This window comes from Pseudomonas sp. RIT-PI-a (genome assembly GCF_001187875.1).
GTDB lineage: Bacteria > Pseudomonadota > Gammaproteobacteria > Pseudomonadales > Pseudomonadaceae > Aquipseudomonas > Aquipseudomonas coleopterorum.
On the sequence record NZ_LGIR01000007.1, the window covers coordinates 45,184 to 63,710 of the forward strand.

Consider the following 18,527-nt stretch of genomic DNA (forward strand, 5'->3'; position numbering starts at 1 on the left):
GAGTTATGATCATTGGTGAGAGTATTTGTGAGTTTAGGTTTCGGTCTTTTTTTATGTCGGGATCTTTAGTTTGTAAAATGCTGGTTCTGTTTTTTAGGCTTTCAGGTTTGGGGTGGATTTCATTAGATATCGGGGAGGGTATGATAAGAATTTTGCCTGTTGATCCTGAACCAAAGCTATTAGCCCTGGATGATGTTACCGATGATTTCGCTTACCCGATCCAGAGTTCGGATGAGTTGAATAGTTATTTTGGTAAAGATCTGCTTGCTGTTTATAAGTATGCTATTTCGGACGTGGAAGATGGTTGTATTGGTGTGTATTTTGACTTTGGAGGGTGTGGCTTTAGCATTTTGGAGTCGGAGGATAACTTGTCCATCGTTGACGGTATGATTAAGGTCTCAGATGGCGTAGTTTTATCTAAGCTAGAAATTTAGACGGTGCAAAAGCGACTGCGACCATTATCGACACTGCTCCGATGGCCCAACGGGTCATCGACGTTCGAGCTGGATTGCCGTCTGGTTTACCGCGAAGTGGTAACGTAGCTGTCACGGAAATAGATATTCCCGGAATGCCTAAGCAGATGGCTGCACACAGCCAAGCATCTGATGCTGGTAAGGGACTTGTTGACTCCGGAAATCGGAATTTCGTCGCTCAATCTGTACCCAACAAGGCCGGAGACTTGGTTTGTCGAGGGATAGGTGCGGAATACAAAATTCTAGATAGTAGTGCTGACCAATTGGGGAAAAACACCTCCGCCAGAGGAACAGTAAGTATCCATACGGAGAAATCGGCATGTGCGAGCTTTCTGAATGTGGCTGAGCAGGTCAAGGCGAAGTACCCCAATATTACCGTTAATATTTTTGACAGTCAGGGTGTTATATTGCACCCGCCGAGGAAGACGTCGTAACGGAAGATAGAGTAACCTGTAGTGAAGTCCGGGCTTGGTTTCTGGGTAGCTATTATAGCTATACCAAGTTCAAGCTCAACCAGCAAAGCTCATGGGCTGAAGATAAAAGTGAGGTAGGTTTTGCCTAAGGTGAGTTTGAAGACTCATTTGATTTGCCTATTGAGAAGTTAATGCTGGAAGTTATAGCACTTATTCTTTCCAATTCAATGCCGGGTTGGCGTCTGCGGTTGCCGAGGAAAAACTTAACTCAGTGTCCAGGGTCAGTTGATCACTACACATTGCCCGATGGTTGTATTCGTTACTACGCACAAGAGGTTCCTGCTAGGATAAAAGGACCGACTCGAGGTACTTCTTTCGCCACAGAGTTTGATCCTAAAACGGGCAGTACGAGGCAACGGATTGAGACCCAAGACCATTCAGGAGAAGTAATTCGTGTCCACCCGAAAAGTATTGATGGGCAGCCGGTTGATGCTCAACACTACCCTCCGACCGGAGTAGAGGTAAAGAGTTGGGAGCGGCGCTGAGTATGGAAGAATTGGTGGCTGACAAGCTTGGAAGAATAGCTGCTGATGGGTTTGATATTTTTAAGATATCAAAACAAGCGCTTAAAATTTATCAAGATCTGAACTTTTCTCTCACGAAAAATTTAGATATTGCGCTATTGTCGCTAATAGCAATGGTCGAAGGGCCAGAGTTTGAAATGACAGAAAAATAGTTTCATGAATTTTTATCTGATATTTGACAGATTTCGTTTCCAATACACGTATTTTGATCAGGCACTATCTGCACCGGCCAACGTCGCTGACGTTGATCCAAGTTGGGTCACCTCTTAGCCTAAGCACTCATCTCGCCCCAAACCTCCCAACTCCAGTAACCGCCACAAACAAGCCCCAAGCGCTCACTTGGGGCTTCACGCAATCGCAGCTCTTCCAAACCCTACATCACAGCACAAACTTACTCATCAGCCCCTGCAAATGCACACCCAGTCGTGCCAACTCAACGCTGGACGATGCCGTTTCCTCACTCGCCGAAGCCGTCTGCTCGGAGATGTCCCGAACGTTGATCACACTGCGGTTGATTTCCTCAGCCACCGCGCTCTGCTCTTCGGCAGAGGCGGCTATTTGCTGGTTCATCGACTCAATGGTCGTGATGGATCGGCTGATGTTACCTATGGAGGTACCTGCATCACGGGTCAAGGCAACGCTGTCATCGGTCAGCAGGCGGCTGTTTTCCAGGGTGGTCGCTACTTGTGCGGTTCGGCTGTGCAAACCGTCGATCAAGATCGCAATTTCTTCGGTCGAAGTCTGAGTGCGCTGGGCAAGACTGCGGACTTCATCGGCGACCACGGCGAAGCCGCGTCCGGCCTCACCGGCGCGTGCGGCTTCGATGGCGGCATTGAGGGCCAGCAAGTTGGTCTGTTCGGCCACTGCCTTGATCACGTCGAGCACGCCACCGATCTTGTTGCTTTCCTGTTTCAGCTCGTCCATTGCAACTTTGGAGCGCCCGACCTCGGTGGCAAGTGTTTCGATCTGAATGACGGCCTTGGAAACGACGGCATCGCCTTCGCGCACTTCTCGGGAGGCACTGACGGCGGCATTCGAAGCCTGCTCGGCATTGCGGGCAACTTCCTGCACGGTGGCAGCCATCTGGTTCATGGCCGTGGCGACCTGGTCGGTTTCAGTGCGCTGGCTGTTCACTCCGGCGCTGGTCTGCTCGGTCACGGCGGAAAGCTGCTCGGCAGCGCTTGCGATCTGGGTAACGCCATCGCGCAGGCCGCCGATCAACTGGCGCAGGTTCAAGGTCATGCGGTGCATGCTGGTTTGCAGCAGGCCAAGCTCATCTTTGCGCGTTGGGGCTTCATTGTGGGTCAGGTCGCCATTGGCAACGCGGTCAGCCAGCTGCAGTGTTTCACGCAGTGGAATGACGATCATTCGGGTGATGATCCAGGCCGCCAGGACGCTGGCGATAAGCGCGGCGACGAGCCAGAGAATCAACATGCGGTTGGCTTGATCGACGTCTGCAAGGCGCAGGGCTACCTGGTTCTGCGCCAGTTGATTGGCCGAACCGAGCAAAACTTCGATGTTCTTCGAGATCCCCGCCTGGCCTTGGTTGATAGTGGCTTGCGAAGACGAGAATCCGTTGATGGCGGATCCATAGGCGTTCATCGAGTCCACCAGGCTGGCGACAGCGGAGGCGTCGATGCCGGAACTTGTCAGGCTTTTCATGTAATCGGAGGCTGCGGCAATCGAGGCGGCGGCCAGCTGTTGAGCCTCGGGTTTGAGGGTGTAGGTGTACCCACGCACATCGAAACGCATTTTTTGAAACAGCATGAGGGCCCGTTGCACCGCTTCGCGTTGCGCGGCGTCGCCATCCATTGAGTTGGCGCGCCCATTCAACTGTCGCAACTTGGCGTCTGCGGTGTCGGCTGCGGTGCCGAAGACATCCCTGCTGGCTTCCCGCGCGCGGGTGGCAGCGATGATGCTGTTGTAATGATCCTTGTATTCCTTCATGGCCGCCATGGCCGCTTTCACATGAGGAATATTAAGCTCGGAGTTCAATACGCTGTTGAGGTAGGCAAGGTGGTTATCGAGATTTTCGTAGGCCTTCAGCCAGGTCGCGGCGTTGGCGTCGTCAGAGTTCTGGCCATAGACCAGTCGGGCTATGCGCATGTCTCGGGTCAGGGTGCTGAGCTTGGCAATGTCCGTGATGCGCTCGCTGCGCTCACTCATGGAGGCGATGCCTCGCCAGCCCGTCAGGGCGATCAGGACCGTCAGTACGATCACGAGCGTGAACCCGAGCGCCAACTTTGATCTGACTGATAAGTTGGTCAACGCATTGTTAAACATGTAAGCCTCTCGAATAGATGTTTTAGTTTTCCAGTCGGCTCCTCCATGCCATTGATGCGTCAATGCCATCGGCTGGGAGCGGGAAATCTTTAACAACTATTTTTAAAAGAGGTGTTTAGTTTTGATGTTGCGAAGTTTAGAAAAAGTTCACTGGCTTTCAGGATATTTATTCAAGTAAGTATTTCAAGGTAATTCTCTCGAATAATGCGCACCCCTAAATCCCATACAGGTATCCCCAAGCTCATGCACAGCGGGCAGCGAAAGGTTGAGTTGGCAAAGCGAGCTGGTGCCAGGAGGCATGCTGCTGCAGCGATCATGATGGATGATCGATGGGGCGAAAGTCAGTGGGGAGACGGGCTTCGGACGACGAAGCGCAGTGCGGGACTACAGAAGGGAAAAGATGGTGCACCAGGCGGGATTCGAACCCACGACCCCTGCCTTCGGAGGGCAGTACTCTATCCAGCTGAGCTACTGGTGCAACGCGGGCGCCATGATACCCATGTCGGGGGTGGTCGTCCATTGCGATAACCGGCCCATCGTTTGTAATCTGCTACGGTGACAGGTGCACAGGCTGGGCAAGCCCACGTTCGCGGGGCCTGTCGTTCTTTTTTTCGAACGGCTATTGTCCTTTCACCCCATAGATCCTAGGATTCGTTTGAGATTTCAAACGCTCTTGTCTGGTCGCTGAAACGCATGAGTCCATCCATGCGCTATTTCCACCTCAGCCCGGGCGCCTTCTCATCCCTCCATTCGTGCCGTCACGTACGGCGCCGTTAAGGAAGCCGACATGCAGCTCAAAGACACCTCGTTGTTCCGCCAGCAAGCCTATATAGATGGTGCGTGGCTGGGCGCCGACAGTGGGCAGGCCATCAAGGTCAGCAACCCTGCTACCAACGAAATCCTCGGCACCGTGCCGAAAATGGGCGCCGCTGAAACGCGCCGCGCCATCGAGGCGGCCGACAAGGCACTGCCGGCCTGGCGTGCATTGACCGCCAAGGAGCGCTCGAACAAGCTGCGCCGCTGGTACGAACTGATGATCGAGAACCAGGATGACCTCGCGCGTCTCATGACCCTGGAGCAGGGCAAGCCATTGGCCGAGGCCAAGGGTGAGATCACCTACGCCGCGTCCTTCATCGAGTGGTTTGCCGAAGAGGCCAAGCGCGTCTACGGCGACACCATTCCCGGTCACCAGCCGGACAAGCGCCTGATCGTGATCAAGCAGCCGATCGGCGTGACCGCAGCCATCACACCGTGGAACTTCCCCGCCGCGATGATCACCCGCAAGGCGGGTCCCGCGCTGGCTGCCGGTTGCACCATGGTGCTCAAGCCCGCTTCGCAGACGCCGTTCTCGGCGCTGGCGCTGGCTGAATTGGCCGAGCGTGCGGGTATTCCGAAGGGTGTGTTCAGTGTCGTGACCGGCAGCGCCGGCGACATTGGCAGCGAGCTGACCAGCAACCCGATCGTGCGCAAGCTGAGCTTTACCGGCTCCACCGAGATCGGTCGCCAGTTGATGGCCGAATGCGCCAAGGACATCAAGAAGGTCTCGCTGGAACTGGGCGGCAACGCGCCTTTCATCGTGTTCGACGATGCCGACCTGGACAAGGCGGTCGAGGGCGCGATCATTTCCAAGTACCGCAACAACGGCCAGACCTGCGTGTGCGCCAACCGCATCTATGTGCAGGACGGCGTGTATGACGCGTTCGCCGAGAAGCTGAAGGTGGCGGTGGGCAAGCTCAAGATCGGCAACGGTCTGGAAGAGGGCACCACCACGGGCCCGCTGATCGACGACAAGGCGGTGGCCAAGGTCAAGGAACACATTGCCGATGCCGTGGGCAAGGGCGCAACCGTGCTGACCGGCGGCAACGCACTGCAGGGCAACTTCTTCGAGCCGACCGTATTGGTCAACGTCTCCAAGGACGCCGCCGTGGCCAAGGAAGAAACCTTTGGCCCGCTGGCGCCGCTGTTCCGCTTCCAGGACGAGGCCGAAGTGATCGCCATGTCCAACGACACCGAGTTCGGCCTGGCGTCGTACTTCTATGCCCGCGACACGAGCCGGGTATTCCGTGTCGCCGAAGCGCTGGAGTACGGCATGGTCGGTATCAACACCGGTCTGATCAGCAACGAAGTGGCGCCGTTCGGCGGCATCAAGGCTTCGGGCCTGGGACGTGAAGGCTCCAAGTACGGCATCGAAGACTATCTGGAAATCAAATACCTCTGCATTTCGGTGTAACCCACCGCGCAGATACCCTTGGCGGCCGGCGTCCGCAGCAGTCGATCATCGTATGCTGCTGCGGTACTCACCGGCCGCTCAATCCTTGAATCACGCCGACCGATGAGCGGCGAATGAGGAATTTCATGAGCAAGACCAACGAATCCCTGATGCAACGCCGCCAGGCAGCCGTCCCGCGCGGCGTGGGCCAGATTCACCCGATCTTCGCCGAGTCGGCGCAGAATGCCACCGTCACCGACGTCGAAGGCCGCGAGTTCATCGACTTTGCCGGCGGTATCGCAGTGCTCAATACCGGCCACGTTCACCCCAAGGTGATCGCCGCCGTACAGGCGCAATTGCACAAGCTGACCCACACCTGCTTCCAGGTGCTGGCGTACGAGCCGTACGTTGAAGTCTGCGAGAAGATCAACGCCAAGGTGCCGGGCGACTTCGACAAGAAGACCCTGCTGGTGACCACAGGCTCCGAAGCCGTGGAAAACGCCATCAAGATCGCGCGTGCCGCCACCGGCCGCGCCGGTGTCATCGCCTTCACCGGCGCCTACCACGGTCGGACCATGATGACCCTGGGCCTGACCGGTAAGGTCGTTCCGTACTCGGCCGGCATGGGCCTGATGCCCGGCGGTGTGTTCCGTGCGCTCTACCCCTGCGAATTGCATGGCGTGAGCGTCGACGATTCCATCGCCAGCATCGAGCGCATCTTCAAGAACGACGCCGAAGCCCGTGACATCGCCGCGATCATTCTGGAGCCGGTGCAGGGCGAAGGCGGTTTCTATGTCGCGCCCAAGGCTTTCATGCAGCGTCTGCGCGCCCTGTGCGATCAGCACGGCATCCTCTTGATCGCTGACGAAGTGCAGACTGGCGCAGGCCGTACCGGCACGTTCTTCGCCATGGAGCAGATGGGCGTTGCGCCCGACCTGACCACCTTCGCCAAATCCATCGCTGGCGGCTTCCCGCTCGCCGGTGTGTGCGGCAAGGCCGAGTACATGGATGCCATCGCACCGGGTGGCCTGGGCGGCACCTACGCCGGCAGCCCGATCGCCTGCGCTGCGGCACTGGCCGTGATGGAAGTGTTCGAGGAAGAAAACCTGCTCGATCGCAGCAAGGCCGTTGGCGAGCACCTGGTAGCAGGCCTGCGTGCCATCCAGTCCAAGTACCCGGTCATTGGCGATGTGCGTGCACTCGGCGCGATGATCGCCGTCGAGCTGTTCGAAGGCGGCGACACTCACAAGCCGAACGCCGCAGCAGTGGCCCAGGTCGTGGCCAAGGCGCGCGACAAGGGCTTGATCCTGCTGTCGTGCGGTACTTACGGAAACGTCCTGCGCATCCTGGTCCCGCTGACCGCGCCAGACGAGCAGTTGAACAAAGGCTTGGCCATCATCGAAGAGTGTTTCGCTGAACTGGCTTGAGTGATGTGATCGTTTGATAGAAAAACCCGCTTCGGCGGGTTTTTTTATGGGGTGGTTTTATTTTGGCTGGCTATGCACTGATCGAGGATGGCACGAGCGATCCAGTCGGGATTGTATTTTAAATAAGGTAATCAACGACGCCATCACTTCTGCACGTAAACAACGGTTTCCGAGGGGCGCAGCATGCTGAAGGTCGCGCTATAAATATCAAGCTGAGCCGGTGCTTTACCAAGCCCGTGATTCTTCAATTGGCCGTTTGCAGCAAGGCGCGGTATGCGCTAAAAACCCTCTGCTGGATCCATCGTTCTGCACGACCGACACGTCATACTGTCGGTACTCACGCATCACGGCCCTGACCCGGCCTTCACCTCTGGCTCATGGAGTGCGCCTATGAATGCTGTTGCCAGCATGCCCCCTCGTGTGTTGATCGCCGATTCCGACCCCTGGATGCGTGATCTGCTGTCCCAAATGCTGCTGGCCGTACGGGGCGATGCGCGTCTGCAGATGTGCGCGACGGGGCCTGATGCGTTGGAGCATCTGCATGAGCTACCGGATCTGGTGATCGCCACACGCGAGCTGCCGGGTATCAGCGGTCTCGATCTATTGCGCGGCGTACGCAAAAGCCCTCGCCTGGCGACCTTGCCCTTTATTCTGCTGAGCGAGCGCGGCGACAGTGCCAGTGTGCGTGAAGTGCTGCCGTTGGCGCCGACGGCGTACCTGACCAAGCCTGTGGATATGGCAGGTTTGAAAACGCGTCTGCTGACCTTGCTGCCAAACTCGGGAGATGTTGGAGCGCAGCGGGCTCCACAGATCGCTGCAGGTACTACGTTGGACCACTATGTCGAGCGTCGGCGCCTGGAATGCGACGGCGGCCCTTTGTTGTGTGATGTGCAGGCGGCCGTGATTCGCGCATCGGGAGATATGAAGGTATTGGAAGCCAACCTGCGCAGTGATCCGCAGGTCACGGCAGTGCTGATCAGCGCGGCCAACAGCGCCGCGAAACCAGGTGCGTCGCCGGTATTGACGCTGCAGCAGGCACTGTACGCCTTGGGTGTCACACAGAGCAGAAACCTGTTGCTGGCCCTGGCCTCCAAACCTGGCGCCTACCTGACCGACCCACTGTTGCTTGAGCGGGCCGAGGTCTGCTGGAACCGCTCGGCCCACACCGCAGAATTCGCCCGCAGCATTGCGCGTCAGCAGCAGCTGGATGAGTGGTTTTGCCACTGCGCAGGTTTGTTGCACTGCCTGGGTGACCTGGCGTTGCTGCGGGTGTTGCAGGAATGGCAACTGGCGGGCGGCGAGCTCGACGAAGTCCGGATCACCCAAGTGCTACGTACTTTCAGCGCGCCTTATGGATCGGAACTGCGCCGACGCTGGCGGTTGCCGCTTGAACTGCGAGAGTTGATTGCCGCAGCCTATCAATTGGGCGGAGGGGTCTACTCGAGGGAAAAGTTGATTGTAAATGTTGCGGCGCAAATGGCGTCGCTGGGGGCAGATGAAGATGTCACCCAAATCGCTCAAGGCAAACCCGCACGGTTACTCAAGATAGGGGTGTCGCAGCTGAACTGGTGGCGAGGGGCGCCGATGATTCGCTGATCTGCTGAACTACGCCGGGACATGGATAAAGACCTCTATCGACCCGGGGCCTTGGCGGCGATCGAGAGAGATGAGGATCAACCACCCCAGCAATGGTCGAATATTTTCTGAGCGATCCAGGGTAGGTCACGCTGAAATTCTGGAAATACCTCGAAACGACCGAGCATGCGATCTACACATATGAATACTTTTTGGCCAGACCCGGCAATGGTGCATATACCGCCAAGACTAACATTGCCTTCGCGCGATACTGAGACAGGCAAAGTATAAAGGTTGTCACATAATTGTATGTCGGTAGTATTTTTGTTCCACAGTGCAATATCTCTGAATTCTTGCGTTACAGACCTCCAGTCTTCCGGATCTACTGTCCTCAAAACCGAGTTCGCTGGCGGAAATTCGAGCTCTGGCTCATTGCCTCCAACAGCTGCAGTAGACAGCAGTATGAACTGGATAAGTATAAATAATTGTTTCATGTGTAACTCCTTGAGTGATTATTCTCCGTAGATTCATGGAAAATTGAATCATGACCTAACCTATGGCTCAAGGAAATGAATATGTCTTTTTAATAGAGATCAATGAAATTGGCTAGCACAACCCTCCACCCAATGGGCTTTGATCTAAGTAGATAATTCTACAAGTTGATACAACATGCTTGAATTCCCTAATGGGCCAGACGCGATCAATCCAGCACGGTTGCATAAAATAGGCGTGTCGCAATTGAACGAGTGGCGGGGGACACAAAAGGTTCGCTGACCTAGGCGGGCACGATCTGATTCTTGCCTTGGCGCTTGGCCTGGTACATGGCGGCGTCGGAGCGCGAGAAGAGTGAGTCGAGCATTTCGTCCTGGGGCTGGATGCTGGTCAGGCCTTGGCTCACGGTGACGCCGTAGCTCTTGCCGTTGTGGTTGAAGCTCATCCGTTGGATCTCGCGTTGCAGGCGCTCGGCGATCTGCATGGCCATGTCTGGGGCGCAGCCTGGGAACACCGCGGCAAATTCTTCACCGCCGATGCGCCCGAACAGGTCACCACGGCGCAACACCGCGCGGCCGGTTTCGGCAATGCGTTGCAGCACATGGTCGCCCTCCTGGTGACCGTAGGTATCGTTGATCATCTTGAAGTCATCGATATCCAGCAGCAGGAAGGCCATCGGTGTGTCGTTGAGGCGGGACTGTTCGAACTCGCGGTGGGCGCACTCGAAGAAGTGGCGGCGGTTGCTGCTCTGGGTCAGTACGTCAGTGGTGGCGAGGCGCTGGAGCTCGCCTTCCAGGTGCTTCTTTTCGGTGATGTCCTCGGCGATGCCCACCACGATGACGCGCTGACCGGGATCTGCCTGGTGGCTGACGAAGCATTTGTCGCTGAGCCAGCGGATCTGACCGTCGGCGCTGATGATGCGGTATTCGCGATCTTCGACGGCGCCCTTGTCGAGAACCTCGGCGAGGCTGCGGTCGGCGTAGTCGAGATCGTCAGGGTAGATGCTGTCGCGCCATTCGTTGTAGTCGGCCAGCAACAACCCCACCGAGCGACCGAAGATCCGCTCGTAGGCAGGGCTGACGTAGATCATCTGCTGCGTTTCCCAATCGAACGCCCAAAGTACCGCATTGACGCTGACCAACAGCGAGCTGAATAGCTGTTCGCGCTCTTTCAACCGCGCGACTTCACCTTGGGCATGCATCAAGGCGAGTAAGGTTTCGGCGGCTTCGGGTAAAGGCTTGACGGGTGTAGAAGGTAATTTTTTATTGACCATCATCACGGCATCTCAGAGGCGTTGGGATTACTGCGAACGGATGCGCGACAAAGGCGCGGCCCAGGCATGACCCCAGGCGGTAGCGCTATGAGTCTGAGAGCGGAAAACTGTGATGAAGTTCCGACGGTACGCCCCGGGGCCGGGGCGTACCGATAAACGGCTCAGGCTACCGCAGGCCTCAACGAATAGGTCTTGAGCTGGGTCGCAAAGTCGCGCAACGAGTGGATACCACTGGCTTCCGCTTCTTGGATCCAATCCTTGATGGCGGCCAGCATATCATGCCCGTTGGAACTGGTGCGCGCCCAGATCTGTTGCAGGGCCAGGCGCTTTTCGTAGATGACTTTCAAGGGGTGGCTGTGTTCGAGCATCGTCTGGATATGCAGATGATGACCCTCGTCCAGCAGGCTGGTTTCACGGGACAGCAGGCGCTTGGCGCGGCGAAATTGGTGGCGTACCGATTCGTCGACCTTGCTCAGTTCCTGTTGCACGAGGGGGGCGATGACCAGCTTGCGGTACTGCGCCATGATCTGGAAGCGGTTGTTCAGGATCGCCATGGCGGTGTCCATGTCGAGCTGGCCCTTGCCTTCCACGCGGTGGGCGATCGGGGCCACACGCTGCACCTTGGCCAGGCGCAGCCAGGTGAACAGCTTGATCCAGGCCCAACCCATGTCGAATTCCCATTTCTTGACCGACAGCTTGGCCGAGTTGGGGTAGGTGTGGTGGTTGTTGTGCAGCTCTTCGCCGCCGACGATGATGCCCCAGGGCACCAGGTTGGTGGCCGCGTCGCGGCATTCGAAGTTGCGGTAGCCCACGGCATGACCCAGGCCGTTGATGACGCCGGCGGCCCAGAACGGAATCCACATCATCTGCACGGCCCAGACCGTCAGGCCCAGGGCGCCGAACAGCAGCAGATCGATGACCAGCATCAGCACCACGCCGCTCAGGCGAAAGCGTGAATACAGGTTGCGCTCGATCCAGTCTTCGGGACAGTTCTTGCCATAGATGCGCAAGGTGTCGGGGTTTTCAGCCTCTTTGCGGTAGAGCTCGGCGCCGGTGCGCATGACGGTGCCCAGGCCCTTGATGACGGGGCTGTGCGGGTCGTCGACGGTTTCGCATTTGGCGTGGTGCTTGCGGTGGATAGCGGTCCACTCGCGGGTGTTCTGGGCAGTGGTGAGCCAGAGCCAGAAACGGAAGAAGTGCTTGAGCCCGGCGTTGAGTTCCAGGGAGCGGTGGGCAGAATAGCGGTGCAGATAGACAGTGACACCGACAATGGTGACATGGGTCAGCAACAACGTGACTGCCACCACTTGCCAGGCGGACAGATCGAGAAAACCGTTGTACCACATAGGCGGGAGGGCCCTCGGTTGGGTGGGTAATGCGTGCAGCATTATCGACAAGCTATCAGAGAAAGCCAGTCGCTCTTTTGAAGAAGAGTCGCTGAATGTTTCTATTCTATAATTGATACACATTTTATGTGGGCCGATTGACCCTATGTCCGTTTTATCTCGGGTTACAACGCGCGCCGTTGTGATTTACCTGATTGTCTGCGTGTTGTGGCTTCTATTGTGCGATCGATTGTCCAACGGCCTTTTCGGCGCCTCGCTGGCCGGATGGGAGCTTCATCTGGCCACTTGCGCTGTGTGGCTGCTGGGCAGTGCCTTTGCCTTCGCCTGGCAGCGTGCACGCCAGGCCAATCGCGAAAGCCGACGCCTGGCGGCAGCGGTCTTCGACTGCACCGCCGATGGTGTGCTGGTGACCGATACCGCAGGGCGCATCCTGCAGGTCAATCGGGCCTTCATGGCGATCACCGGGTACGAGGAGCACGAAGTGCTGGGGCAGAACCCGAGCAGGTTCAAGTCCGGGCAGCACCCGCCGGCCTTCTATGAACAGATGTTCGGCACGCTGGCCGAGCACGGTCAGTGGAGCGGCGAGATCTGGAACCGTCGCAAGAGTGGTGACATCTATCCACAGTGGCAGACCATCCGCGCCGTCCGCGATGATCGGGGAATGCTGAGCCACTACGTGGCGGTGTTCTCCGACATCAGCGCGATCAGGCATTCACAGCGCGAGTTGGCCCATCTGGCACAGCACGACCCATTGACCGGGCTGCCCAACCGCCTGCTGTTCAGCCGCCGCGCCGAGCACGCGTTGAACACGGCCAGGCTTGCGCACCGCAACTGCGCCTTGCTGTTGATCGACCTCGATCACTTCCAGAACGTCAACGACAGCTTCGGTCATGGCGTAGGTGACCGGTTGTTGATGGCGGTGGTCGAGCGGCTGCAGTCGGGGCTGGGCGAAGAAGTAACCCTGGCCCGCCTGGGAGGGGATGAGTTCGCCGTGCTGGTGGAAGGCGAGTTGCGCAGCGGTCAGGCGACGGCCTTGGGGCAGGCATTGCTTGAAGGCATGCGAGCACCTTTCTTCATCGACGGCCACACCTTGTTCATCAGCGCCAGCATGGGCATCAGCGTGTTTCCCGACGATGCCCAAGGCGCCGAACAACTGTTGCGCAATGCCGATTCGGCGCTGTTCCAGGCCAAGGCGCGGGGTCGTTCGAGCTATGCCTTGTACACCGAAGAGCTGACCGCGCGGGCCCAGCAGCACATCGAAGTGACCGCTGAACTGCGGCAGGCTTTGGCGGATGGTCAGCTGTGCGTGCATTACCAGCCGGTGCATGCACTGCGCGACACCGCCATGGTCGGGGTTGAAGCGCTGGTGCGCTGGCAGCATCCGGAGCGCGGGCTGGTGCCGCCGGGACAGTTCATACCGATCGCCGAGCGCAGCGGTCTGATCGCCGAGATCGACACCTGGGTGCTGGCCACCGCCTGTCGGCAGATGCGCCAGTGGCAGGTCGAGGGCAAGGCACTGGATTTCGTGGCGGTGAACATCTCCAGCCGTCTGTTCAGCCACCATGATCTCTGCCGGCAGGTCGAGAAGGTCCTGGCCGAGACGCAACTGGCGCCTGCGCACCTGGAGCTGGAAGTCACCGAAAGTGCGGTCATGGATGATCCGGACCGCGCCCTCGAGCAGCTGCATCACCTGCGCGACCTGGGCCTGCAGTTGGCGATCGACGATTTCGGCACCGGTTATTCATCCTTGCTCAGGCTCAAGCGCCTGCCGGTGCACAAGCTCAAGATCGACCAGGGTTTCGTTGCCGGCCTGCCGGGTGACGAGGACGATGTGGCGATCACCACGGCGATCATCGCCTTGGCCCGCAGCATGGGCATGCAGGTGCATGCCGAGGGCATCGAGCAGGCTGACCAGGCCCGGTTTCTGCTGGAACATGGGTGCGGACTTGGCCAGGGCTACTGGTTCGGTCGCCCTGTGGAGGCCAGAGCGCTGACATGGCAACCACGGTGAATGGCCAAAAACACGTTTGGTTATATGAAAATTCTTAAACAGTATTTTTAAGAATAATAGGACCTCTCTAATATCGCGCTCACGCCACCTTGGCACCCCCTTACCCAGGAGCATGATCATGAGCGCATCGCTACGCAGCGTAGAAGGACAGGACGAAGCCACCATTCTGCGGGAAATTCAGAGCGCGCTGCGCGACCTGCGTTTCGGTGCGGTGGAGATCACCGTTCACAACGCTCAGGTCGTGCAGATCGAGCGCAAGGAAAAATTCCGTTTGCAGAACCCGGGCAACAAGCCCAGCTGAATACGCGCCCTGCGTATCAGTCATAAGAAAAACACCCGCCATTCCAGGAGCTTCGTCCATGTCTATCCGCCGTTATGCCTTGGCAGCCCTCGCCAGCGCCGTATTTGCCGGTTCCGCAGTCGCCAAGGACTACGAGCTGCTCAACGTGTCCTACGATCCGACACGTGAGCTGTATCAGGAATACAACGCTGAGTTCGTCAACTTCTGGAAGAAAGAACACGCCGGTGACAACGTGTCGATCAAGCAGTCCCATGGCGGTTCGGGCAAGCAGGGCCGTGCGGTGATCGATGGTCTGCCCGCTGATGTGGTAACCCTGGCGCTGGCGGGCGACATCGACGAGATCAGCAAGCTGGGTAAATCGCTTCCGGAGAACTGGCAGACCCGCCTGCCGGATGCGAGCACGCCGTACACCTCGACCATCGTGTTCCTGGTGCGCAAGGGCAACCCCAAGGGCATCAAGGACTGGGGCGATTTGATCAAGAACGATGTTTCGGTGATCACCCCCAATCCGAAAACCTCCGGCGGCGCGCGCTGGAATTTCCTGGCCGCCTGGGCCTATGGCCTGAAAGCCGGTGGTGGCGATGAGGCCAAGGCCAAGGAATACGTGCAGACGCTGTTCAAGCATGTACCGATCCTCGACACCGGTGCGCGCGGTTCGACCATTACCTTCGTTAATAACGGCCAGGGTGATGTGCTGCTGGCCTGGGAAAACGAAGCGTTCCTGGCACTGAAGGAAGATGGCGGCGCGGACAAGTTCGACATCGTCGTGCCTTCGCTGTCCATCCTCGCCGAGCCGCCAGTGGCGGTGGTTGACAAGAACGCGAAGAAGAAAGGCAACGAGGAAATCGCCGAGGCTTACCTCAAGCACCTGTACAGCCCGGCTGGCCAGGAAATCGCGGCGAAGAACTTCTATCGTCCGCGCGACAAGGACGTGGCGGCCAAGTACGAGAAGCAATTTCCGGCGTTGAATCTGGTCACTATCGATAAGGATTTTGGCGGGTGGAAAACGGCGCAGCCCAAATTCTTCAATGACGGTGGGGTGTTCGACCAGATTTATCAGGCTCAATAAGTTATAGACATGTGTTGAGGCGGCTGGCCTCTTCGCGGGCAGAGCCCCGCTCCCACAGGTCACCGTTGACCTTGTGGGAGCGGGGCTCTGCCCGCGAAGAGGCCCGATTGCGTAAATCGTATTCATCAAGGACTTCTATGTCGCGTCGTATCTCCCCCGTCATACCCGGCTTCGGGCTGACGCTGGGCTACACCGTCGTGTACCTCAGCCTGATTGTGCTGATCCCCCTGGCCGCCATGTTCGTGCATGCCGCGCAGCTGACCTGGGAACAGTTCTGGACCATCGTCACGGCACCCCGCGTTCTTGCTGCGTTGAAACTCAGTTTCGGCACGGCGTTGTGCGCGGCCATCATCAACGGTGTGATCGGCACGCTGCTGGCCTGGGTGCTGGTGCGCTACACCTTCCCCGGACGCAAGATCATCGATGCGATGATCGCCCTGCCGTTCGCCCTGCCCACGGCCGTGGCAGGCATTGCCTTGACAGCGTTGTACGCGCCCAATGGTCTGGTCGGGCAGTTCGCTGCCGATCTGGGCTTCAAGATCGCCTACACGCCGCTGGGGATCACCCTCGCGTTGACCTTCGTCACCTTGCCGTTCGTGGTGCGCACGGTGCAACCGGTGCTGGCCGACATTCCGCGTGAGGTCGAGGAAGCTGCGGCCTGCCTGGGTGCCAAGCCCTTGCAGGTGTTCCGCTTCATCCTGGCACCGGCGCTGTTGCCCGCCTGGCTGACCGGTTTCGCCCTGGCCTTCGCCCGAGGCGTGGGTGAGTACGGCTCGGTCATTTTCATTGCCGGCAACATGCCGATGAAGACCGAGATCCTGCCGCTGCTGATCATGGTCAAGCTGGACCAATACGACTACACCGGCGCCACGGCCATCGGCGTGATGATGCTGGTGGTTTCCTTCATTCTGCTGCTGCTGATCAATCTGTTGCAGCGGCGCATCGAAACCCCTTGAAGGAGGCTCCGCACATGTCTGCATCTTCCATTGCTGCCTCCACCAATGCGGCCCGACGTGGCAGCGCCACTTCGCGGCGGGTGTTGATCGCCCTGGGTTGGCTGATTTTCGCCGTGTTTCTGTTGTTGCCGTTGCTCATCGTCGTATCCCAGGGCCTGAAGCAAGGCCTGGGGACATTCTTTGCCGCCATCTTCGAGCCCGATGCATTGTCGGCGCTCAAGTTGACCGTGTTCGCCGTGCTCATCTCGGTGCCGCTGAACCTGGTCTTCGGCATCAGCGCGGCGTGGTGCGTGAGCAAGTATTCGTTTCGCGGCAAGAGCATCCTGGTCACCCTGATCGATCTGCCGTTCTCGGTCTCGCCGGTCATTGCCGGCTTGGTCTATGTGCTGATGTTCGGCGCCCAGGGCCTGTTAGGGCCGTGGCTGCAGGACCATGACATCCAGATCGTGTTCGCCTTGCCCGGCATCGTGCTGGCGACGATCTTCGTCACCGTGCCGTTCGTGGCCCGTGAGCTGATCCCACTGATGCAGGAGCAGGGCACGCAGGAAGAGGAGGCGGCGCGCCTGCTGGGCGCGAACGGTTGGCAGATGTTCTGGCACGTCACCGTGCCGAACATCAAGTGGGGGCTGATCTACGGCGTGGTGCTGTGTACCGCGCGGGCGATGGGTGAGTTCGGTGCCGTGTCGGTGGTGTCCGGCCACATTCGTGGCGTGACCAACACCCTGCCGCTGCACGTGGAGATCCTCTACAACGAATACAACCACGTCGCTGCCTTTGCCGTTGCGAGCCTGTTGCTGATCCTGGCGCTCTTCATCCTGCTGCTCAAGCAGTGGAGCGAGTCCCGTATTGACCGCCTGCGCAACAGCGCCGCGGAGGAATGATTAATGTCGATCGAAGTTCGTAACGTCAGCAAGCGTTTCAATGCCTTCCAGGCCCTGGACTCCATCAATCTGGACATCCAGAGTGGCGAGCTGGTGGCTTTGCTGGGCCCGTCCGGGTGCGGCAAGACCACCTTGCTGCGCATCATCGCCGGGCTGGAAACTCCCGATCAGGGCAACATCGTGTTCCATGGCGAGGACGTGTCCGGCCATGATGTGCGGGATCGCAACGTCGGCTTCGTGTTCCAGCACTACGCGTTGTTCCGGCACATGACGGTGTTCGACAACGTGGCCTTCGGCTTGCGCATGAAGCCCAAGCGCGAGCGGCCGACCGAAACGGTGATTGCGCAGAAGGTGCATGAGCTGTTGAACATGGTGCAGCTGGACTGGTTGCACGATCGCTATCCCGAGCAGTTGTCCGGTGGCCAGCGCCAGCGCATCGCTCTGGCCCGGGCGCTGGCGGTCGAGCCCAAGGTGTTGCTGCTCGACGAACCTTTCGGTGCGCTCGACGCCAAGGTGCGCAAGGAGTTGCGCCGCTGGTTGGCTCGTCTGCACGAGGACATCAACCTGACGTCGGTTTTCGTGACTCACGACCAGGAAGAGGCCATGGAAGTGGCCGATCGCATCGTGGTGATGAACAAGGGGGTCATCGAACAGATCGGCTCGCCGGGCGATGTGTACGAGAACCCGGCCAGCGATTTTGTGTATCACTTCCTGGGTGATTCCAACCGTCTGCAATTGGGCGGTGAGGAGCATGTGCTGTTTCGTCCGCACGAAGTGTCGCTGTCGCGTCATGAGCTGGAGGATCACCACGCTGCCGAGGTGCGTGACATTCGCCCGTTGGGCGCGACCACGCGGGTGACGTTGAAGGTCGAAGGGCAGAGCGATCTGATCGAGGCGGAAGTGGTCAAGGACCATGACAGCCTGAGTGGTCTGGCGCGGGGCGAGACGTTGTTCTTCAAGCCCAAGGTGTGGCAGAAGGCGTCAGGCCTGTAGCGGCGGTGCGTCAGACGTACCGCATGTGCCGCCGACGCGGCTCGCGCCGCTGCGCCAGGAGATCCCGCACCCCCGTAGCAGGGGGGCGGGCCGCGTCTGGGTTTGATGTGGCGCATCAATGGAATATTTTGTTATTACCAAATAGCTTCTTATTCCTTAACGCGTATAACTCCTTTCCCTTCATTGCCTCCCCAGCCACGGTTTCTCGTGGTGCACTCCCCGCCCCCAGTGTCCCTCCGCC

The 18,527-nt window shown here is 58.4% G+C and carries 16 protein-coding genes, 1 tRNA gene and 1 pseudogene; 12 read left to right on the plus strand and 6 right to left on the minus strand.

Annotation, left to right across the window (positions count from 1 at the left end; all coding sequences use genetic code 11):
- Positions 1-5: 5 nt before the first annotated feature.
- From AC788_RS02155 to AC788_RS02160, 3 genes are all read left to right on the plus strand, one after another.
- A complete protein-coding gene (locus tag AC788_RS02155) occupies positions 6-434 on the plus strand; it encodes a hypothetical protein (RefSeq protein WP_049858999.1) in 429 nt (142 codons plus the stop codon).
- A 41-nt stretch (positions 435-475) separates the two neighbouring features.
- On the plus strand, positions 476-907 hold the full coding sequence (locus AC788_RS22090) for a deaminase domain-containing protein (RefSeq protein ID WP_082223541.1): 432 nt from the start codon (positions 476-478) through the stop codon (positions 905-907).
- A 526-nt stretch (positions 908-1,433) separates the two neighbouring features.
- On the plus strand, positions 1,434-1,622 hold the full coding sequence (locus tag AC788_RS02160) for a hypothetical protein (protein WP_177327938.1): 189 nt from the start codon (positions 1,434-1,436) through the stop codon (positions 1,620-1,622).
- 226 nt (positions 1,623-1,848) lie between these two features.
- Here AC788_RS02160 and AC788_RS22095 read toward each other — a convergent pair whose 3' ends face one another.
- The 3 genes and pseudogenes from AC788_RS22095 to AC788_RS02170 all read right to left on the minus strand — a co-directional run bounded on the left by AC788_RS22095 (position 1,849) and on the right by AC788_RS02170 (position 4,231).
- Complete coding sequence (locus tag AC788_RS22095) at positions 1,849-2,721, minus strand: methyl-accepting chemotaxis protein (RefSeq protein WP_420875954.1); 873 nt, start codon at positions 2,719-2,721, stop codon at positions 1,849-1,851.
- A pseudogene (locus AC788_RS22100) lies at positions 2,704-3,822 on the minus strand (methyl-accepting chemotaxis protein); the annotation flags it as partial. The gene AC788_RS22095 and the pseudogene AC788_RS22100, both read right to left, overlap by 18 nt.
- Positions 3,823-4,154: 332 nt before the next feature.
- A tRNA-Arg gene (locus AC788_RS02170) sits at positions 4,155-4,231 on the minus strand.
- 309 nt (positions 4,232-4,540) lie between these two features.
- On the opposite strand from AC788_RS02170, the gene gabD reads away from it, so the two are divergent.
- The 3 genes from gabD (at position 4,541) to AC788_RS02185 (ending at position 8,985) form a co-directional block, all read left to right on the plus strand.
- Positions 4,541-5,983 (plus strand): NADP-dependent succinate-semialdehyde dehydrogenase, encoded by a 1,443-nt coding sequence (gabD, locus tag AC788_RS02175; RefSeq protein ID WP_049859001.1) that lies wholly within the window; start codon positions 4,541-4,543, stop codon positions 5,981-5,983.
- Positions 5,984-6,108: 125 nt separating this feature from the next.
- The gene (gabT, locus tag AC788_RS02180; RefSeq protein WP_043191825.1) at positions 6,109-7,389 is read left to right on the plus strand and encodes a 4-aminobutyrate--2-oxoglutarate transaminase; all 1,281 of its coding nucleotides are present in this window, start codon (positions 6,109-6,111) and stop codon (positions 7,387-7,389) included.
- A 390-nt stretch (positions 7,390-7,779) separates the two neighbouring features.
- On the plus strand, positions 7,780-8,985 hold the full coding sequence (locus AC788_RS02185) for an HDOD domain-containing protein (RefSeq protein ID WP_049859002.1): 1,206 nt from the start codon (positions 7,780-7,782) through the stop codon (positions 8,983-8,985).
- A 77-nt stretch (positions 8,986-9,062) separates the two neighbouring features.
- Here AC788_RS02185 and AC788_RS21555 read toward each other — a convergent pair whose 3' ends face one another.
- The 3 genes from AC788_RS21555 to desA all read right to left on the minus strand — a co-directional run bounded on the left by AC788_RS21555 (position 9,063) and on the right by desA (position 12,075).
- On the minus strand, positions 9,063-9,458 hold the full coding sequence (locus AC788_RS21555; protein WP_152965687.1) for a hypothetical protein: 396 nt from the start codon (positions 9,456-9,458) through the stop codon (positions 9,063-9,065).
- Positions 9,459-9,739: 281 nt separating this feature from the next.
- Complete coding sequence (locus AC788_RS02190) at positions 9,740-10,729, minus strand: GGDEF domain-containing protein (RefSeq protein ID WP_049859012.1); 990 nt, start codon at positions 10,727-10,729, stop codon at positions 9,740-9,742.
- A 161-nt stretch (positions 10,730-10,890) separates the two neighbouring features.
- Complete coding sequence (desA, locus tag AC788_RS02195) at positions 10,891-12,075, minus strand: delta-9 fatty acid desaturase DesA (RefSeq protein WP_049859003.1); 1,185 nt, start codon at positions 12,073-12,075, stop codon at positions 10,891-10,893.
- A gap of 145 nt (positions 12,076-12,220) precedes the next feature.
- Here desA and dibA point away from each other — a divergent pair, with 145 nt between their 5' ends.
- The 6 genes from dibA (at position 12,221) to AC788_RS02225 (ending at position 18,286) form a co-directional block, all read left to right on the plus strand.
- Positions 12,221-14,086, plus strand: a complete 1,866-nt coding sequence (gene dibA, locus AC788_RS02200) for a phosphodiesterase DibA (RefSeq protein ID WP_049859004.1) — start codon at positions 12,221-12,223, stop codon at positions 14,084-14,086.
- A 118-nt stretch (positions 14,087-14,204) separates the two neighbouring features.
- Positions 14,205-14,387, plus strand: a complete 183-nt coding sequence (gene oscA / locus AC788_RS02205; RefSeq protein ID WP_043191814.1) for a sulfur starvation response protein OscA — start codon at positions 14,205-14,207, stop codon at positions 14,385-14,387.
- Between the two features lie 58 nt (positions 14,388-14,445).
- Positions 14,446-15,456 carry a sulfate ABC transporter substrate-binding protein gene (locus tag AC788_RS02210; RefSeq protein WP_049859005.1) on the plus strand — a complete coding sequence of 337 codons (1,011 nt, stop codon included), beginning with the start codon at positions 14,446-14,448 and terminating at the stop codon, positions 15,454-15,456.
- 137 nt (positions 15,457-15,593) lie between these two features.
- Positions 15,594-16,412, plus strand: coding sequence for a sulfate ABC transporter permease subunit CysT (cysT, locus tag AC788_RS02215; RefSeq protein ID WP_049859006.1), 819 nt, complete (start codon positions 15,594-15,596; stop codon positions 16,410-16,412).
- A 14-nt stretch (positions 16,413-16,426) separates the two neighbouring features.
- Positions 16,427-17,293 (plus strand): sulfate ABC transporter permease subunit CysW, encoded by an 867-nt coding sequence (cysW, locus tag AC788_RS02220; protein ID WP_049859007.1) that lies wholly within the window; start codon positions 16,427-16,429, stop codon positions 17,291-17,293.
- A gap of 3 nt (positions 17,294-17,296) precedes the next feature.
- Positions 17,297-18,286 (plus strand): sulfate/molybdate ABC transporter ATP-binding protein, encoded by a 990-nt coding sequence (locus AC788_RS02225; protein ID WP_049859008.1) that lies wholly within the window; start codon positions 17,297-17,299, stop codon positions 18,284-18,286.
- Positions 18,287-18,527: the final 241 nt, after the last annotated feature.

What these genes read in the sequence shown, in the direction of transcription:
- AC788_RS02155 (WP_049858999.1), top strand. Translation starts at nt 6, where the DNA reads ATGATCATTGGTGAGAGTATTTGTGAGTTTAGGTTTCGGTCTTTTTTT.
- AC788_RS22090 (WP_082223541.1), top strand. Translation starts at nt 476, where the DNA reads ATGGCCCAACGGGTCATCGACGTTCGAGCTGGATTGCCGTCTGGTTTA.
- AC788_RS02160 (WP_177327938.1), top strand. Translation starts at nt 1,434, where the DNA reads ATGGAAGAATTGGTGGCTGACAAGCTTGGAAGAATAGCTGCTGATGGG.
- AC788_RS22095 (WP_420875954.1), bottom strand. Translation starts at nt 2,721, where the DNA reads ATGCACCGCATGACCTTGAACCTGCGCCAGTTGATCGGCGGCCTGCGC.
- gabD (WP_049859001.1), top strand. Translation starts at nt 4,541, where the DNA reads ATGCAGCTCAAAGACACCTCGTTGTTCCGCCAGCAAGCCTATATAGAT.
- gabT (WP_043191825.1), top strand. Translation starts at nt 6,109, where the DNA reads ATGAGCAAGACCAACGAATCCCTGATGCAACGCCGCCAGGCAGCCGTC.
- AC788_RS02185 (WP_049859002.1), top strand. Translation starts at nt 7,780, where the DNA reads ATGAATGCTGTTGCCAGCATGCCCCCTCGTGTGTTGATCGCCGATTCC.
- AC788_RS21555 (WP_152965687.1), bottom strand. Translation starts at nt 9,458, where the DNA reads ATGAAACAATTATTTATACTTATCCAGTTCATACTGCTGTCTACTGCA.
- AC788_RS02190 (WP_049859012.1), bottom strand. Translation starts at nt 10,729, where the DNA reads ATGGTCAATAAAAAATTACCTTCTACACCCGTCAAGCCTTTACCCGAA.
- desA (WP_049859003.1), bottom strand. Translation starts at nt 12,075, where the DNA reads ATGTGGTACAACGGTTTTCTCGATCTGTCCGCCTGGCAAGTGGTGGCA.
- dibA (WP_049859004.1), top strand. Translation starts at nt 12,221, where the DNA reads ATGTCCGTTTTATCTCGGGTTACAACGCGCGCCGTTGTGATTTACCTG.
- oscA (WP_043191814.1), top strand. Translation starts at nt 14,205, where the DNA reads ATGAGCGCATCGCTACGCAGCGTAGAAGGACAGGACGAAGCCACCATT.
- AC788_RS02210 (WP_049859005.1), top strand. Translation starts at nt 14,446, where the DNA reads ATGTCTATCCGCCGTTATGCCTTGGCAGCCCTCGCCAGCGCCGTATTT.
- cysT (WP_049859006.1), top strand. Translation starts at nt 15,594, where the DNA reads ATGTCGCGTCGTATCTCCCCCGTCATACCCGGCTTCGGGCTGACGCTG.
- cysW (WP_049859007.1), top strand. Translation starts at nt 16,427, where the DNA reads ATGTCTGCATCTTCCATTGCTGCCTCCACCAATGCGGCCCGACGTGGC.
- AC788_RS02225 (WP_049859008.1), top strand. Translation starts at nt 17,297, where the DNA reads ATGTCGATCGAAGTTCGTAACGTCAGCAAGCGTTTCAATGCCTTCCAG.